We start from the raw sequence: 14,884 nt of genomic DNA on the forward strand, positions 1-14,884 counted from the left end.
TTCTGAAAAGGTTGCCGACACATAAAGTGACCCAAATAGAAGAATTACTGCCACACCGCTGGAAATCCAACTCAAATTAAAAAATAGGCATGGGATTCAGCGGACGCTTACAATTAATCAGCAAAATTATTTAATTCAAGGGATAATCCTTGGATGAAATTCAAAGATATTCAAAAATTATCAGACGTTAAGTTTCGTAGGCTTACCGGTGTTAGTTGGGCTACATTTAACCTCATGCTGGCCGAGATAAATAAGCAGTTACCCCGTCATATTGGTAAAGGACGACCGCATAAATTACCGTTGGAAGATCGTTTGCTCTTATGTATAGAATATTGGAGAGAATATCGAACATTTTTCCATCTTGGTATGAGTTACGGTGTATCTGAAACGAGTGCAATTCGTATCACACGTGTTATTGAAGATACCTTAATCCGTTCTGGAAAATTTAACTTGCCAAAACAACTTCCTAATCGAGATGAAGTGGATTGGGAAGTTGTTGTGATTGATGCAACTGAAATATTAGTTCAACGTCCAAAAAAAAACAGAAGAAATGGTATAGCGGTAAAAAAAAGCGACATACCTTTAAATTTCAGCTATCTATGCACTATACAACAGGTGAAATACTGAGTGTATGTGGAAGTCATGGAAGCATGCATGATTTTAAAATATTTAAAAAAAGCATGAGGAAATTAAAATTTAAGCCCTTTTTTATCGTTGATAAGGGGTATTTAGGGATAAAGAAATTGGGTTTTGGATGCCTCATGCCATCTAAAGCAAAGAAAACTGAAAAACTAGATTCTGAATTAAAAAAGTTAAATAAAGAGATTGGTCGTAGACGAATTCAAGTAGAGCATGTATTTGGAAGGATGAAATGTTTTAAGATTTTATCTTGTGTATATAGAAATCGTCGTAAACGATTAAACCTGCGGTTTAATTTACTTGCTGGCATATACAATTTAGATTGGGTGAAAGATAAACTATTAAATTGATTGAAAAATGATTTATGAAGGAAGTCTATCATCTCATATTGATTGGTTTAAAATCATTTTATGCTGACAGGTGGTGTCAAAAACTTATTCAAAAACAAAATTATTCCAAACCATTTTTAATCAATTAAAAAACATCGCTTGCGGTTTTCATCCTAAAAAGGTGCCAAATGGCACCCTAATTTACAGCGATCCACAACCCTCCTTGTTGAATGCGCCTGGTGGAACCGTCCAGTTATCCGTGAACACTGGTAGGTAATAACTTTCAATTTTGGACTGTACCAGTGCTTCCATATCCTGAATGTCGAATGGCTCAATGCCATTGCTCAGACTGACGACATCGAGCTTTGAGCGACTGATCGTACAGTCAAACTTTTGTTCATAACCAGCGATCAGCTGAGCGCGTTCAGGGTAGTAGGTGCTGATGGTTGACCAGATTTTAGGACTGTTGAAGATACAGGTCATGCATGAGCTACGGCCCCAACCTAAGCGATATGGCACTGGTGGCGTAACCTTGTACTTCTCCAGTAACGCCCATACTTGCTCTTCAGTGAAGTGAAGCACGTTCTTCCACCAGTCAACGCGTCTTGCTTTCTTACCGCTTCTACGGTCGCATGGGTGCGGTTCTAGCTGGTTGTACTTACTGCGGTTTGGTGACTCTTCACGGCGTTCACCAGTGATAAAACAAATGTTCTTGCCGTCAAAGCGTTCTTGGTTGTTCAATGCTCTGCGTCCGACATCGATCTTTAACGCTGAAGAACACCAGCGCGTCATGAGGCTGGCTGCTTGTTGTGGGAACTTCAAGCGTGTGCCTGGTTTACTGGGGTTGTTGTCGCGTTCAAGCTTAATTAAGCCCTCTGGTGTTTCTACGAAGTGGGGTTTTGAGTAGCTGTTTTCTTTGAGCATTTCGCCAAGGAAACCGCCCTCGAGCCAACTGAAGTACAATGGTGTGTCGAATGCCTGAGCGAATGCTTTGGTATAGTTTTCCATGAACACCCAATCCATGAACGGCTGGTTTTCTTCATCAATTTTGTGGTGCCAAAGCTCAATTTTGCTTTTATCTACTCCAGCCTCCAGTAAGCGCAAATACGCTGCAATCGAATCCTTACCGCCACTTAAGCAGACAATAAAAATGTCATAGATACTTAGATCGATGTCTGGTGCTTCATGAAAAACATGCTCAGCCAGTTCTTTGTTTAGATCGGTACCAGACAGCAACTCCAGTTGCCCGGCTATTGTTGGGATGATGACTTGATCATCGTACTTATGCGCTGTATTCATTCGACTTACTCCAGATTTAAGGCTTTGTGCCTTGCTTGCTATGGATTAAGTATAGAGGGGTGTACCAGGGGAAAAACTTTTCTCAAAATTTAAAAATATTGAAAATATTTTAACCAATTAAAATCATCGTAAGCGGTTATAACGTCTAGCAAAACGGCATTGCGCCGTTTCGGTGGTTACTTATATTTTTGGATGATGCGTTCAATAAATCGAATCATTGTGTCCTTATCAATTTTGGCCTGGTCGTAATTGTCATAGCTAAACATCACCAAAGCATCTTCCTGAGTGATGCCAAAAAACTCACGTACTGCTTTCCACTGGTAAACGACTGGTACAGTGACAACAGGCGCATCTTTTAGCTCTTCATTGCTGAGTATTTTTTCATACATGAAGATTGGCCCAACAGAACCATGAAAATTGAAACCTAGATTTTGGAAATACTCGACAGACGTAGCCCAACCAATCAGGCATCCTACAATATTTTTATCTAACAATTCTTCAGTGGTGAAACCTGAAAAGAAATCGGTGTGTTGTTCTGTATGGCTTGCGTCATAATCACGCCAAATGTCGAAATCAAAGCTTTCATCAGGAATGACCTCGATCACTAGCTCAATCAGCTTTTCTAAACGCTCAACGGTCGTTGCTTTGTTCATATCTGCTCCAAGTTTTAGGCGGTGTGCCAAAAGGGGTAGCGGTACATACTGGCGCACGTACCGCTGTTGGACTTACAAATCCAGTTGAATTAAGAACAGTGGTAAAGGTGCATCACTGTCTTGTGTAATGAGCATAGGCAAGAAGAAACTAAATCCCTCAAAAAACACGCCCATGTCGTAATCATCTTGAAAATAAAAGGGCTGTGAAGTGATACTGACATTCTCAATAGCACTAATTAGTGCCTCGATGTTGGTATGTTTTGCTGTATCGATCACATACACACGAAACCCGGCTTCTGTGGTGTTCGGTATCTGTTGTACTTGCTGTGGCAAGTAAAAGCCAAGTTCGTTGATGGCACTGACGAGTTGCGGATTTTCAATTGTCATGGGTAGGTTTCCTTATTGAACTGCTTTTGCGTTATTTAAATTTTGCAATGCGATGTGCGTTAAACGTTGATTAATGATTTCGTCATACGGCGAAATGAAATCCTCTTGCCAGTTATGCATGAGATATTCGATCGGGTATGTTTCCAGATATTCTTCTAATGCTTCATTTGGCTTAGGAACGAAAGCTAATGGCTCTTTAATGTTGTAATTGCTGGCGATGTATTCCAGTGGATCACAATCACCTGGTACGTTGACCGTAGCAATAAACTCAAGATAAGCACCATCGGGGAAAAACTTATTGAAGCAATCAACCACAACAGATATTTCACGGACTTCATCATCATTTAAAGTGAACTCACGGACTTCTTTATCCAGTGCAACAATTGAGCTAGATAACAAATGGTCAAGGTCTTGTGGACGGATGTTTACACGATCAATAACATGGTTGATATGATCAATAATCTCGTCTTTGATTGGGTCTTCAAAAGCGTAGTTGCTCTCAAAAATAATATGATCGACATCTTCATAATTGAGTCCAAAAAACTCACGTACTGCTTCAGAACCGCGATAAACAACATTTGTTTTGAGTTCTTCATAAGTGAATGGTTCACCAGTATTCGCACGGAATGGTGCATAAAGGGGAACGCCGTCTAACATCATGAAGTTAAGTCTTTTAAATGTTTCATCAGCTGTCGCCCAACCTATGACGCAACAATTAGCATCACTATTTATAAGTTGAGCAAAAGTCATATTGTCGGTACCAGGGATCGTGCGCCATAAATCCAGATCAAAACGCTCATGTGGTACTTGCTTGATGATATTTTTTAAATGATTTAGCTTATCAAGTTGATTCATTACAGGACTCCAAGTTTTAAGCAATTGCTTTCGATAGAGCCATTTTATTTAAAAAATACTAATGAATAACTTTATTGGAATTGATTAACCGACCTAAAACACGTAATGGATATTTGAAATATTTTTAATCAATTAAAATCATCGTATACGTTTTAAGCCATGCTTAGACGGCGTATATACCGGTCTATTTTTCTAATGCAAAAAAAAGAGTACTTAAGTTCGGACTTAAATACTCTTAATGAGTTGGGGCATTATTTCCGATTGGCTAAGTTGAAAAATAGTGAATACATTGCATTCTTAAATAACCAAAAGGTGAGGGGATTATCCGCTTCATCTTTAGACTGGTGGCGAATGATATTCCAGTTGAAATACTTTTCTGAATAGCCCATGTGAGTGACATAAGCAAAATTACGAACGTCATTTTCTGAAACGTATTGGAATGCTTGTTTAAGCTCATTTTGGGCGTTTTGTTCGCCGTCATGGTCAAAAGCATCAGCTTCTAAGATAAGTTCGCGCATGCCGACCATAGCAAGGTATATGACTGCTTCAAAGTCATAGTTCATCATGCGTAGGAAGTGTTTTTTCAAAAAGGCTTCGTCAATGTGTTCAACTTCTTTGTAATTTTTAAGTGCGCTTAGACCATGCTCACCAAAGATATATTTAAGTACACGAAATTGAGCGCATAACGGCAAGTTTTCACCCTCCACATGTGAGCAAAGGGCGGTGTAGCGGTTCATGTCGATGACTGAGCTTAGAGATTGTTTTAAAGCGCCTAATAGCATTGTTATATCCTTTTTCGGGTTTTGTTTATTGTATGGTGTACGGTTAAGCAAGAAATGTGTTAACTAAATGAGTTGTGTCATGGTGTTGAGATAACTTTTCGGCATCCATGTCGTTATGTTCTTCATAGATAGTTTTTAAGGTTTTGATGGTTTCATGCATCAAGGTTTCATGATGCTCAGTATTGAATTTGAACTTGTGGCACTCTTTAGCAAGGGATACACGAACTTTGAATTTTTCTAAAAATTCGATGGTTTTATTGGTGGTGTCGCTTTCACATCCAAAGTAACAAACATTATCAATATGCAATGTGGTTGTTTTCAGCATTAATGGATTTTTATCAAACACAAAATAAGCAAAAATGCAGTTTTCACGACTGTTGTAAGTAATGTAAGACTTCTCAACATTAATTGCGTCCACTGATTTAAACCAAACAACGCCATCGTCATAGGTTTCAGCATGGCTTGAGAAAAGCATATAAATTAAGGTGTCGATAATTTCTGCGGTGCTGTTGCCGATAATTAAATGATTCAGACTTGAATCACTTCCGTTTGTAAATTGGTATTGAGCGACCACTTTATTTGCAAATTGATGTGCTGCGTTATTCATTATTCATCTCCAAGTTTCGGACAATATTTTCCTAAGGTTTTATTTTAATCTGAGTCACTTCATTATAAATTTTTCTCAAAAAAAAAAGATTCTTTTTTCAAGAATCTTTTAATCAATTAAAAGCCATCGTATACAGATTAATCTAATTATCCGTAACTCGGTGAATCATCATCATTTGATTTATCCTGGTCATTTTCCTGTTCTTGCTCTTGTTCTTCCGTATTTTCAAGCTTCAGGACTAGATCGTATGGTTCAATGATATTGTCCATGACTTTTAAAAGGTAAGAGAGGTCTTGTTCCATCGGTTCTAGGTTTTCATAGTTTTCACCGACATAAAGCTCTTGATCTGTCAGTGAACGTTTAAACGCATAGTTCCAATCTGATACGGCGACCTTGCTATATACCATGGTGTAACCAGCATCATTCGCCAGCTGGTTCATCATCAGTTTAGCAGCGCGACCGTTACCCTCTTCAAAAGGGTGAGCTTCATTTAACTTGGCATAAAGCTGAGTGAACTCTTTCACAAACTGGTCTTTGTCCAAACCTTTCAGGTGGTCTTTTTCTTTAACCGCCTGTGAGAAATTATTCAGTTCATCAGGGATCAGGTTTTTATCTAGGAAATGACCGATTTCATAATTACCGTTCGGGTCGATCGCACGTTTAGAAATGTCGTCCAGACGCACTTCTCCAGCCCAATCGTAAATATGCTCAAAGATTTTTTCATGGATTTTAGAGAGGTGGTCGAGATCGTAATTGCCACGTAACGGCGAAATTTCCATTTTCGCTATTCGATGTTCCGTGATTTCTTTTTCCAGTGCCTTTTTATAGTCGCCTTGCGCTTGGCAACTGGTAGGTTGAGATAAGATGTCTTTCGCATCTAAATAAAACTCAAGTTTATCGTCCATATTGTTCTACTTATGAGTGATTGGGTTTGGTAATCCGCTGTAAGCTAGATTAGGTTGTATTCGCGATGATTAGGCTTTGTTTTTAAGTGCATTCCATTTCTTCATCAATGCAGCTTCTTCCTCGTCAAATGTTGTTTGACCAGTTGCTAAGCGCTCCATACGTGCGTTTGATGATGCTTCACATGCTTTAACAATGTGAGGGGAGAACTCTTGAGCTACATTGCCTTGAGCAGAACGGTATGCAGCACGTACACGGTCTTCGTATTTCACTTCTTCAGACATATCGGTTTCCTGTATCAACAATCTGTAAATTACAATAATTGTAACCCCAAACAAGGGGGCGATTCTTGCTAAATTGCGTATAAACAATCTTATTGGTATATACCGATTAACAAAATCAAATAAGATTAAAATTCCAAAAAAATCAAATATCGTATATTAAGTATATAATTTAAGTATATACAGGAAAGTCGTTAAACATGAACGTATTCAAAACACTAAAACTATTTGCAGTTGCAATAATCTCAGTGTCTATGTCGTGCGCTGTTTTAGCTAATAGTTCTTTAAATAACCTGAATACAAACAGCTTAAAATCTGCTGTTGCGCTTTCTCCTACTGCTGAAAACAAACGTAAAGTTGAGCGTTTACTTAACACTAAAACACCGTACCAGATTGAAACTGGTGCGGTACTTAAAAAAGTGAAGTATTCAAAACACTTTAATATGAACGTTCAGATGTCTAGCAAAACTGCAGATAAATACTCTTCTGATGAAACTGACTCTTTAAACCGCTTTGTGAATGAAAAGATTCATCCGTTTTATTGCTCTGTATTCGCCAATGCTCCAGTTAAACCAGATCTGTATGTAGACATCGTGGACAATCAGGGTAAATCATTCTTTGGAAGTGCTGAGCGTTATTCAGATACTTGCCAATAGTTTTAAGGGCTAAATATTACATAGATCTGTTAACGCCGTTTTAGGCAAAAACAAATAGACCGCTTAATTGCGGTCTATTTGTTTTTATACTGACACCTAAAACCTTATGGAAAGGTCTTAGGTAGCACCGCTGTATAGCCTACGATCTTGCGTATTTTGATCTGCATATCAAGATGCAACGGCTGTACTGTCAAACGATTGAAGTAAGACTTAATCTCGCGCATCCACGCATGGAAACGATCATCGCAATGACGCATAAGCTTCTTAAGGTGATTGCGGTCAGCTTCTTGTAAGAAACTGAGTTCGCTGTCGATTGACCAAAGATCAATATCCTGATCATCTATACATAACAAGTACTGCGTATCAACGACCAATGAAGATACCAACTTGCCTTGGTCTTGCTTGTAGATCAGCTCAAAATTAACTTGTGCATCTAAAGCGCCGTTGATGTTTTCGATTTGAATGTCACGGCGTAAACGTACTGGTAGCTCCAGCAGTACAGTATTCTTATTTGACTGGTAATAATCAGCACGGACTTGGCTATCCCATGCAATATTTTCTAACATAAAATTTTGAAAAGAGGTGAGAGAATCTTCTTGTAGACCGACAACTTTTGTTTTAGATAAGATTTCAAAGTTCATATAATTTCTCCAAATGGTGAGCATTGAGCTCATACATTCATTATATTTCACTGTACATTTTTAAAACTTTTTTCAAAAAATATAGATTGTTTTAATGCTGTCCACTTTTACATTACATAGACAAGGGCAAAAAATCTAATTAAACTGACCTTGAATAAGAAATGCGTTCAAGTGTTTTGTGTTTTTTTATTCACCTTTCAGTTTTAAAGAGCCAGGCGTTTTGCGTCTGGTTCTTTGCTTTCTGGTATATACCAAGCACATTTTGGTAATGTGCATTGACCAATCTCAATCATAAAGTTTCAGTTTTAAACCTTATTTATCGCTACGATTAAGCCAGTTGCTAGATGGGCTTTAAGATATGAATGCATCAAGTACAATAGCTTTAATGGCTGTATCTATTGGTTTTCCAGTGGTATTAAACTTTGACTTTGCTTTTACTTATTTAATTGGTTTTACCTTATTCGCCTGCACGATCGGTTTAATGTTTATGATTGTGTTTTTTGTTTATAACAGTGCTGTGACGGAAAAGATTAGCGCAATAATTAAAAGGATGTTCTTTTTTTCTGGTTATTGCGCTTGTGTATTAGGTGCGGTTTTCCTTACAAGATGTCTAGTTTAGTACGTTAATGTTTAATGCATATTTGCTAAATAAGTAATACCCAAACATACAGATCGCTAATGTAATTACCGTCACTTTACGCGTTGAGTTCACAACTTCAGCACTGTCTTTCTTGCTATTAAAAATACCAACTTTGATCAACTTAAACACTGAGTCTAAAAGGGTGATTGCAAACCACGTTCCTAAAAAGTAAATTGCCATGGTCAAATATTCCTGTTTGTGCAACACATACTTATATAAATAGACCTGTGTAGTGACCACAATTAATGAAAATGAAGCGCCATAGTGCAAGGTTTTGACGGCATTGCGATGTTGTTTTTCATTGTTGATGTTAATCGCTGCGTTGATAAAACAAAAAATTGCCAATTGTCCAATGATGACGACAATCCCCATTGCAAATAATTAGATGTTAAGACCATAAGCCTTTTTCACTAAAATTACGGCGCTTGCAAACGCAAGGAACATTAAATATATGAGATATGGCATGATTTTCTTGGTATGAAGCGATGATATTGGATGATTCTAGGCTAAGGTTCAAAAAAAAAGAAGTATGCTGGTCGCAACATACTTCCGATCTGATCAGGCTTCTACGTTCTGATTGATATAGTTTTTGTAGGCTAACTTCACTTCACTTAAAAGGGCTTCTTTCAAAACACCTTTGTCTTTTATCGTTGGATTGTGCAAACCAAGTGACGCACGGCGCTGTTGAGTGGTGTTTTTATTGGCATCTGTTACCCAAACTGAGTCGATATAATCATCAACTAAAGCATGCAATTCGTTTGGTTTTACTGCATTGTCTAAATTGGAAAGTATAGCCTTATTGTTTACGATCGCTAAACTTTCATCATATTCTCGATAGCTTGTACGTAAAGTATTCTTAAAATGAAGCAATTGATCTTCAATTTTTAATTTACCGCCATCAAGCTCGATGTCGATTACAAATGTCGTGATTTTAGATGATAGACCTAAAACACCAACTGATTTAACGCGAACAATAGTATCCATAACAACTCCAAGGTTTTGAGCAATGAGCTCAGGTAAAACGGTTAAACTTTTGTGAGATCTGCTTCAATATCTATCAGCAATTCTTTTACTGCTTTCATGTGTGGCAATAAAGTATAGGTGTTCATTTCGCTATTAAATGCACCAGCTTCAAGTTGTACACCAGCAATAAACGGCTCATTGATTAAGTTGTTGCCAATGAGATGACTTAAGCAAGCCTGTACCAGTTCGTTATTTTCTTCAGACTTAACCAGTAGGGGATACAAAACCACGAGTATTGGTAAATCACAAAACTCCATGTTGTTTGCATCAAGTAGCTGTTTAAGTGCATCCTTAATATCTTCGTTGAGAACCAACAGTTCTAAACCTTTTTTCATGTCTTTATAGGCGTTATCAATGGTCACTTCGGAAAAGTAAAACCAATCGCGCTGGTCATCGAGCATGAAGCTATCTAATGCAGCGATTTTCTGTAAGATCTGCAATTGTTCAGGGTTGAACGTGCGAATCGCTGTTCCATTGATTTTATGCTGTAACAACAGCTTTAACGCCGTTTGCGCTTGATCGTTTAACTGCTGTACTTCTTGATTGAAGAAGTTGCATAACTGATTCGACAGATCTACAAAGATAGAATTGTCATAGCAATCAGGTACCACGTTTTGAGTGGATAGCAACATAAAGCCATTTTCTGACAGCTCAGGATTCATATAGATACAAAGATTATGATCTTCGGTCAGCTCTGCAAAACCTTTTAAAGTGGTATATGCAATTTCATGATCAGGCAATTCAATACCAGCATGGATATTAATGTGGAAGCTTGGGCTTTGGTCGCCGTGGTCTTGATCTGCAGTACTGATCATAGATAACAGGGTTTCCAAAAGCGCCGTATTCTTACGAATAGGCGACATAGCTTCATTAATTAAGATAAAGCTACTATTCATTAAAGTGCCTCCAAGAATAGTGAGCCCACAATATCAGTATTGAGTGGGTTAATTTCAATGAATTCGACTAGCTCCAGCGCTTTATCAACTGTGAGTTCCTTAGCGCGGAAATCAAAAAGTGTATCCACGCCAACGCCATCAATCACACCATATGAAGACATCAACTCTTCCAATTCAGGGATATTTTGATAATTTTCTTCAGCCAAGTTTTCCAAGGTCAAAAGGGCATTATCCACATGTGATTTGAACATGTGGGCAAGGAAGAAAGCTAAACGGTGCTCATGAGGTGCTCGAATGAAGAAATACTCACTATGCTCGTCATCGTTAGAATCCTGGCGTGACGCTTTAACCAAAAACAAAGGTAAATTGTCAGTACTGCCGTAAACTTCGTTAAAATCGATCGGGCAAAAATTACGGTTTAAATTCATGAGCTTTCTCCAAGTTTTAAGCTATTTGCTTGATTAGGTTTCATTATATTAAGAATATGAACGGATAAAGTTTTTTTAAAAAATACTTATTTAAGCATCCAGAAAGAATTAATAATGACGAGCGCCATTGCAGCGCTAAAAATTCAAAACCTTTTTTAATCAATTAAAAAAACATCGTTTACGTTTTTAAGCGCAACTTTAAGAGATTTCTCTCTTAAAGGCTTGGTTTATTCAAAAGTGTTGGTGTATAAGTCGGTCTTAATAAGATTAAACACATACTCGCATTCAACAACGAGACTTGCATATTCATCATCAAAACATTGTTCATCTTCAAGCATAATTTCAAGATTTAAAGGCTCAATCACTGAATAAGGGTTTTTGACGCCAGTTTCTTTGTAATTTGAAATAATGACCTGAATAGCTCCAGATGCGAAGTCACCCTCAAGCGTATGGCTAAAGTAGGAACGATTTCTTGTATCGCTGTGAGTGCTGTCGATAGGTTCTAAAGCTGTACCAAACTTGTAGGTAGTCAGCAACTCTATAACGTCTTGAGCAAATGTCGAGTTTAAAGGGGCATCACTTTTTAGGTTGAATGCAATGTCTTTAAACTGCTTCAAGATTTCTTGCTCTTTAGACTCGTTAAAGTTTTTGAAATATTCGTCAAAATTATGCTCACCATGATTCGACAAAAGTTTATGGTGGTAGTTGTATTCGTCTACCACGGTCAACAGGTCAAGTTTTTGCAATAATTCAAACTCGTCTTTTGTAATTTCTTTAAAACCCAAAACGTAAAAAGAATCACCGCTGATTTCCCAAGAGTCATAGCGAGTTTTAAAATCATGTTCTTCTAATAAGGTTTTAATGTCTTCAAGTTCTTCACTCTCATAGCTTGAATACTTAAACAGGGTGTAATTAACCAATGCCATTAAAGCTGGCACTTCTGAAATTTTCTTAGAGGCATATAAGCCGATATTAAAATCACAAATACGGATACCAATTGGTAGTGCTGATGTTTCGTTAATCGCAAGATTCATCATGAGATACTTGTGCATATTAATTTACCTAACAGGTTGAATGTATTTTTAGATTAATGGATTTAAAGTGGGAATAACTTATGCTTAAAAATTAGAATAGCCATGGAATAAGTTGAATATTTTAATCAATTAAAACTACCGTATGCGGTTGTAAACAAAACGCACTGGTGTATATTTGATATATCCAAATTTTCGAGATTAGTTATGGAAGTTGAAAACCTAAGTAAAGACCAGTTAGAAGACCTAATTAAAAAGGCACAAAACCAAATTGTTGTAGTAGAGAATAAGAAACTTGATGACGGTTATCTCAAAATGTTTGAGATCGCAAAAGAATTAGGCTTAACTATTCTTGAATTAAATGAGCACGGCGAAAATCGTAAATTAAATAAAAAGCCAGTGGTTAAAGCAGATCCTAAATATCGCAACCCGAATAACCACAAAGAAGTGTGGGCCGGTCGTGGTAAACGTCCATCCTGGTTAAATCGTGAGATTGAATCTGGAAAAACATTAGAAAGTTTTCTTATCGTATAAATATTAAAAGGGCTTAAATGATTTAAGCCCTTTTTTTAAATGCAATTGTCAGTGTTGTTTAGAGCACGTGCGCGACTACTTAACAAAGTTCAGCTTTGATGTGTTCTAACACATCATCTTCAACACCCTCATTAGAAAATGCTTCAATGAATTCATTCAGGTTTTCATTGCTTAATGGCAAACTTCCGTATTGATCTACTGCAATCATTTGTGAGTTATGCACCAGATATTCAATACTGCAGTCAACAGAACAAAAGGTTTCTTGAATTACATCATTCACCTGATGGCCAGACTTTTTATCGTTAGTATCAATATCACTATTACAGTGAGGGCAACTAAATAATCCCATTACGCAACTCCTTTCTCAATTAAGCTAATTACACCGTGTTCTAATTGATCATCAAACCAGTGCCAGATAATGAAGCGGTCTGTACCTTTGCCCCATAGATGAAAGTCTTCTTCGATTTCATCATCATTGTTTATCGGGGTGTTGCCAAACTCTTCCCATAATGTTGTATAGGTTTTGCCTTGCAAGCTTAATACGCCATTTTCAGAATTTGCTTCAAACCAATCTAGGATCTGATAGCGATATGCACCTTTATTCCAGATATGGAATTCGCATGGTAGGGAATTAGATTCATCAAATTGAATCTGCTGTAATTCACCCCATAACTGGTCTATTGATTTGGCCATGCTTTATAACTCCTTGCTTAATAATTTAATTTTAATAAATAAAAGCGCTCAAAAACTTTTCTTAAAAAATATATAAAATCTGCTAATAATTTCTTTTGGAAAAATACTATCTAAGCAAAACTATTGTTATTATCGAGTGAGCTTATTAAGAGGTTTAAGCATGAATCTAGATAAATACGTTAAAACAGATATAGACGATGGCAATGGTCACATTTGGCTTAAATTTACGAATGATTCAGGTAATGATACTTTTGCTTGTAGTCAATGTGGCTATTTGAGACGGGTAGATAGTAATAATCGCCCACTAAACAAAAAGTGTGTTGGTAAAGTGAAAATCACGCTGCGTTAAAATTGAGATTTACAAAAACAAAATAAGAGCCAACATAGGGCTCTTTCTTATTTCATGTGGCTTTTACTGGCTTTACGGAATCAGTGTTGGAATCCAATACTTTTGCATTTCTACTTGACATATATGCTTATATTTACCAGTGGTAAGAAATTTAAATTTCTATAACTTATTCCTTAGAGCCCTTTATCTTTAGGCACACCGCCAACAATCTGAAATGGTATCCAATGGTTAACCCATTTTTCTTTGGTACCACGTTTGCCCAACCAGTAAAAGTTCCAGTGAGGAATCCGTGGATGTGGTTTTTTGGTACCTTTGTAGTTGCCAGACTTTAGATCTTCATCGCGCTTTAGGATCGCTTCATTGATCTTTTTATTTGTTTCGGTACCAACAATAGTCGGCTTGTACTTATTGGCCTCAAATAAACGCAATTCACGCTTAATCAGCTCTAATTTAGGCCTGGCTTGTGTTGTTTCTGGTGTTAATGGTCTGAGATCTGGTTCTTTTTGGCTGAACCATAGAATCAAATTGATTAGCTTCTTCTGCAGTTCCATGAACGTGTTAATTTCTTGTTCATCAGGCAAGTTCTTTTCATCAAAAAACGTATCAATGAAATCGGTCATGCAGTCCTCAACAGTTGATTCAAAATCATCATCATCAGGGAAGTGCATGGTAATGGTTTTTGCTAAGCCAGTATCGGTATATACCGTGGTAAATAGCACCTTGCGATCGTTCAACGTGTTTTTCGCAAAAATAACACCGACCACTTGTTCATTTTGCACGTAGAGATTGGCATTGTCGGTTTGAACGTAGATCGCAATATCAGGTAGGTTTAATAGGAAACCGGGGATACTGCGGTTGTATTCGGTCTTTACAAGCATTTGAATGACTTGATCTTCAAACCGATAAATATTTTTGGTTAGGCTCCATGAGCCAAGGGTAATGATTTCACCAATGTTGCAAGGTAGCTGATTGATAAATGAGAGTGGGATTTCTTGGCCAGTGGCTTGAACACCCATAATGGTACTGGTGCGTTTCATTCGTTCACGCCAGATAGGATCTCGACAATCTAGTGCAGCATATGTCCATTCATCACCACTGATTAGGCATTCGTGCGGATCTTTACTGTTTTGTCGTGCGATCGCATAAGCTTCTACACGTTTCATTAAGCCATTGAGGTTAAACTTCACATGTTCTAATCGCGCTGTGATGACTTTAAGTGGTATTCCTATCTTTGGATCTAAATCTTTATTTCTCATGT

22 protein-coding genes are annotated in these 14,884 nt (G+C 37.4%); 5 read left to right on the forward strand and 17 right to left on the reverse strand.

The window, feature by feature from the left end; translation table 11 throughout:
* Window positions 1-153 precede the first annotated feature (153 nt).
* Together ACTL4S_RS12135 and ACTL4S_RS12140 are read left to right on the forward strand one after the other, a co-directional pair.
* The gene (locus ACTL4S_RS12135) at window positions 154-627 is read left to right on the forward strand and encodes a transposase family protein (RefSeq protein WP_101495474.1); all 474 of its coding nucleotides are present in this window, start codon (window positions 154-156) and stop codon (window positions 625-627) included.
* Window positions 519-989, forward strand: a complete 471-nt coding sequence (locus ACTL4S_RS12140; RefSeq protein ID WP_077165880.1) for an IS5/IS1182 family transposase — start codon at window positions 519-521, stop codon at window positions 987-989. The genes ACTL4S_RS12135 and ACTL4S_RS12140 overlap by 109 nt, the downstream gene beginning before the upstream one ends.
* Before the next feature lie 180 nt (window positions 990-1,169).
* Here ACTL4S_RS12140 and ACTL4S_RS12145 read toward each other — a convergent pair whose 3' ends face one another.
* The 8 genes from ACTL4S_RS12145 to ACTL4S_RS12180 form a co-directional block, all read right to left on the reverse strand.
* Window positions 1,170-2,267 (reverse strand): adenine nucleotide alpha hydrolase family protein, encoded by a 1,098-nt coding sequence (locus ACTL4S_RS12145; protein WP_441299436.1) that lies wholly within the window; start codon window positions 2,265-2,267, stop codon window positions 1,170-1,172.
* A gap of 176 nt (window positions 2,268-2,443) precedes the next feature.
* Entirely contained in the window at window positions 2,444-2,920 is a 477-nt protein-coding gene (locus tag ACTL4S_RS12150; RefSeq protein ID WP_005006052.1) for a hypothetical protein, read from the reverse strand.
* Between the two features lie 72 nt (window positions 2,921-2,992).
* Window positions 2,993-3,307 (reverse strand): hypothetical protein, encoded by a 315-nt coding sequence (locus tag ACTL4S_RS12155; RefSeq protein WP_044111919.1) that lies wholly within the window; start codon window positions 3,305-3,307, stop codon window positions 2,993-2,995.
* A 12-nt stretch (window positions 3,308-3,319) separates the two neighbouring features.
* Complete coding sequence (locus ACTL4S_RS12160; RefSeq protein WP_077169165.1) at window positions 3,320-4,162, reverse strand: hypothetical protein; 843 nt, start codon at window positions 4,160-4,162, stop codon at window positions 3,320-3,322.
* Between the two features lie 251 nt (window positions 4,163-4,413).
* Window positions 4,414-4,944: a hypothetical protein gene (locus ACTL4S_RS12165; protein WP_024160755.1), complete on the reverse strand. Its 531-nt coding sequence runs from the start codon at window positions 4,942-4,944 to the stop codon at window positions 4,414-4,416.
* 43 nt (window positions 4,945-4,987) lie between these two features.
* Complete coding sequence (locus ACTL4S_RS12170; protein ID WP_005006063.1) at window positions 4,988-5,551, reverse strand: hypothetical protein; 564 nt, start codon at window positions 5,549-5,551, stop codon at window positions 4,988-4,990.
* A 146-nt stretch (window positions 5,552-5,697) separates the two neighbouring features.
* Entirely contained in the window at window positions 5,698-6,456 is a 759-nt protein-coding gene (locus tag ACTL4S_RS12175; protein ID WP_005028533.1) for a Fic/DOC family protein, read from the reverse strand.
* Window positions 6,457-6,525: 69 nt separating this feature from the next.
* On the reverse strand, window positions 6,526-6,738 hold the full coding sequence (locus tag ACTL4S_RS12180; RefSeq protein ID WP_005006071.1) for a hypothetical protein: 213 nt from the start codon (window positions 6,736-6,738) through the stop codon (window positions 6,526-6,528).
* 197 nt (window positions 6,739-6,935) lie between these two features.
* On the opposite strand from ACTL4S_RS12180, the gene ACTL4S_RS12185 reads away from it, so the two are divergent.
* Window positions 6,936-7,391: a hypothetical protein gene (locus ACTL4S_RS12185; protein WP_005028529.1), complete on the forward strand. Its 456-nt coding sequence runs from the start codon at window positions 6,936-6,938 to the stop codon at window positions 7,389-7,391.
* Window positions 7,392-7,495: 104 nt separating this feature from the next.
* Here ACTL4S_RS12185 and ACTL4S_RS12190 read toward each other — a convergent pair whose 3' ends face one another.
* The 6 genes from ACTL4S_RS12190 to ACTL4S_RS12215 all read right to left on the reverse strand — a co-directional run bounded on the left by ACTL4S_RS12190 (window position 7,496) and on the right by ACTL4S_RS12215 (window position 12,056).
* Window positions 7,496-7,957 carry a hypothetical protein gene (locus ACTL4S_RS12190; RefSeq protein ID WP_227609675.1) on the reverse strand — a complete coding sequence of 154 codons (462 nt, stop codon included), beginning with the start codon at window positions 7,955-7,957 and terminating at the stop codon, window positions 7,496-7,498.
* A gap of 685 nt (window positions 7,958-8,642) precedes the next feature.
* Window positions 8,643-9,044 (reverse strand): hypothetical protein, encoded by a 402-nt coding sequence (locus ACTL4S_RS12195; RefSeq protein ID WP_227557120.1) that lies wholly within the window; start codon window positions 9,042-9,044, stop codon window positions 8,643-8,645.
* Window positions 9,045-9,230: 186 nt separating this feature from the next.
* On the reverse strand, window positions 9,231-9,656 hold the full coding sequence (locus tag ACTL4S_RS12200) for a hypothetical protein (protein ID WP_005006077.1): 426 nt from the start codon (window positions 9,654-9,656) through the stop codon (window positions 9,231-9,233).
* A gap of 41 nt (window positions 9,657-9,697) precedes the next feature.
* The gene (locus ACTL4S_RS12205) at window positions 9,698-10,591 is read right to left on the reverse strand and encodes a hypothetical protein (RefSeq protein ID WP_441299437.1); all 894 of its coding nucleotides are present in this window, start codon (window positions 10,589-10,591) and stop codon (window positions 9,698-9,700) included.
* Window positions 10,591-11,019 carry a hypothetical protein gene (locus ACTL4S_RS12210; RefSeq protein WP_024160914.1) on the reverse strand — a complete coding sequence of 143 codons (429 nt, stop codon included), beginning with the start codon at window positions 11,017-11,019 and terminating at the stop codon, window positions 10,591-10,593. Before ACTL4S_RS12210 ends, ACTL4S_RS12205 begins: the two co-directional genes overlap by 1 nt.
* A gap of 227 nt (window positions 11,020-11,246) precedes the next feature.
* Window positions 11,247-12,056 carry a hypothetical protein gene (locus tag ACTL4S_RS12215; protein ID WP_207778940.1) on the reverse strand — a complete coding sequence of 270 codons (810 nt, stop codon included), beginning with the start codon at window positions 12,054-12,056 and terminating at the stop codon, window positions 11,247-11,249.
* Between the two features lie 201 nt (window positions 12,057-12,257).
* Between ACTL4S_RS12215 and ACTL4S_RS12220 the strand changes: the two genes are divergently transcribed.
* Window positions 12,258-12,584 carry an H-NS histone family protein gene (locus ACTL4S_RS12220; protein ID WP_024160744.1) on the forward strand — a complete coding sequence of 109 codons (327 nt, stop codon included), beginning with the start codon at window positions 12,258-12,260 and terminating at the stop codon, window positions 12,582-12,584.
* Window positions 12,585-12,663: 79 nt separating this feature from the next.
* On the opposite strand, the gene ACTL4S_RS12225 is transcribed toward ACTL4S_RS12220, so the two are convergent.
* Both ACTL4S_RS12225 and ACTL4S_RS12230 read right to left on the reverse strand, forming a co-directional pair.
* Window positions 12,664-12,933, reverse strand: coding sequence for a hypothetical protein (locus ACTL4S_RS12225; protein ID WP_024160743.1), 270 nt, complete (start codon window positions 12,931-12,933; stop codon window positions 12,664-12,666).
* Entirely contained in the window at window positions 12,933-13,277 is a 345-nt protein-coding gene (locus tag ACTL4S_RS12230; protein WP_024160742.1) for a hypothetical protein, read from the reverse strand. The genes ACTL4S_RS12225 and ACTL4S_RS12230 overlap by 1 nt, the downstream gene beginning before the upstream one ends.
* A gap of 160 nt (window positions 13,278-13,437) precedes the next feature.
* On the opposite strand from ACTL4S_RS12230, the gene ACTL4S_RS12235 reads away from it, so the two are divergent.
* Entirely contained in the window at window positions 13,438-13,626 is a 189-nt protein-coding gene (locus ACTL4S_RS12235; RefSeq protein ID WP_024160741.1) for a hypothetical protein, read from the forward strand.
* A gap of 173 nt (window positions 13,627-13,799) precedes the next feature.
* On the opposite strand, the gene ACTL4S_RS12240 is transcribed toward ACTL4S_RS12235, so the two are convergent.
* Window positions 13,800-14,882 (reverse strand): AcrVA2 family anti-CRISPR protein, encoded by a 1,083-nt coding sequence (locus ACTL4S_RS12240; protein ID WP_024160740.1) that lies wholly within the window; start codon window positions 14,880-14,882, stop codon window positions 13,800-13,802.
* Window positions 14,883-14,884: the final 2 nt, after the last annotated feature.

The organism is Acinetobacter lwoffii (genome assembly GCF_052078135.1).
GTDB lineage: Bacteria > Pseudomonadota > Gammaproteobacteria > Pseudomonadales > Moraxellaceae > Acinetobacter > Acinetobacter lwoffii_Z.

Bases quoted from the DNA above. Each gene is read 5' to 3' on its own strand.
- ACTL4S_RS12200 (WP_005006077.1), bottom strand. From the start codon at position 9,656: ATGGATACTATTGTTCGCGTTAAATCAGTTGGTGTTTTAGGTCTATCA.
- ACTL4S_RS12235 (WP_024160741.1), top strand. From the start codon at position 13,438: ATGAATCTAGATAAATACGTTAAAACAGATATAGACGATGGCAATGGT.
- ACTL4S_RS12225 (WP_024160743.1), bottom strand. From the start codon at position 12,933: ATGGGATTATTTAGTTGCCCTCACTGTAATAGTGATATTGATACTAAC.
- ACTL4S_RS12155 (WP_044111919.1), bottom strand. From the start codon at position 3,307: ATGACAATTGAAAATCCGCAACTCGTCAGTGCCATCAACGAACTTGGC.
- ACTL4S_RS12210 (WP_024160914.1), bottom strand. From the start codon at position 11,019: ATGAATTTAAACCGTAATTTTTGCCCGATCGATTTTAACGAAGTTTAC.
- ACTL4S_RS12165 (WP_024160755.1), bottom strand. From the start codon at position 4,944: ATGCTATTAGGCGCTTTAAAACAATCTCTAAGCTCAGTCATCGACATG.
- ACTL4S_RS12160 (WP_077169165.1), bottom strand. From the start codon at position 4,162: ATGAATCAACTTGATAAGCTAAATCATTTAAAAAATATCATCAAGCAA.
- ACTL4S_RS12170 (WP_005006063.1), bottom strand. From the start codon at position 5,551: ATGAATAACGCAGCACATCAATTTGCAAATAAAGTGGTCGCTCAATAC.
- ACTL4S_RS12230 (WP_024160742.1), bottom strand. From the start codon at position 13,277: ATGGCCAAATCAATAGACCAGTTATGGGGTGAATTACAGCAGATTCAA.
- ACTL4S_RS12175 (WP_005028533.1), bottom strand. From the start codon at position 6,456: ATGGACGATAAACTTGAGTTTTATTTAGATGCGAAAGACATCTTATCT.
- ACTL4S_RS12145 (WP_441299436.1), bottom strand. From the start codon at position 2,267: ATGAATACAGCGCATAAGTACGATGATCAAGTCATCATCCCAACAATA.
- ACTL4S_RS12195 (WP_227557120.1), bottom strand. From the start codon at position 9,044: ATGGGGATTGTCGTCATCATTGGACAATTGGCAATTTTTTGTTTTATC.
- ACTL4S_RS12220 (WP_024160744.1), top strand. From the start codon at position 12,258: ATGGAAGTTGAAAACCTAAGTAAAGACCAGTTAGAAGACCTAATTAAA.
- ACTL4S_RS12185 (WP_005028529.1), top strand. From the start codon at position 6,936: ATGAACGTATTCAAAACACTAAAACTATTTGCAGTTGCAATAATCTCA.
- ACTL4S_RS12135 (WP_101495474.1), top strand. From the start codon at position 154: ATGAAATTCAAAGATATTCAAAAATTATCAGACGTTAAGTTTCGTAGG.
- ACTL4S_RS12190 (WP_227609675.1), bottom strand. From the start codon at position 7,957: ATGTTAGAAAATATTGCATGGGATAGCCAAGTCCGTGCTGATTATTAC.
- ACTL4S_RS12215 (WP_207778940.1), bottom strand. From the start codon at position 12,056: ATGATGAATCTTGCGATTAACGAAACATCAGCACTACCAATTGGTATC.
- ACTL4S_RS12150 (WP_005006052.1), bottom strand. From the start codon at position 2,920: ATGAACAAAGCAACGACCGTTGAGCGTTTAGAAAAGCTGATTGAGCTA.
- ACTL4S_RS12205 (WP_441299437.1), bottom strand. From the start codon at position 10,591: ATGAATAGTAGCTTTATCTTAATTAATGAAGCTATGTCGCCTATTCGT.
- ACTL4S_RS12240 (WP_024160740.1), bottom strand. From the start codon at position 14,882: ATGAGAAATAAAGATTTAGATCCAAAGATAGGAATACCACTTAAAGTC.
- ACTL4S_RS12180 (WP_005006071.1), bottom strand. From the start codon at position 6,738: ATGTCTGAAGAAGTGAAATACGAAGACCGTGTACGTGCTGCATACCGT.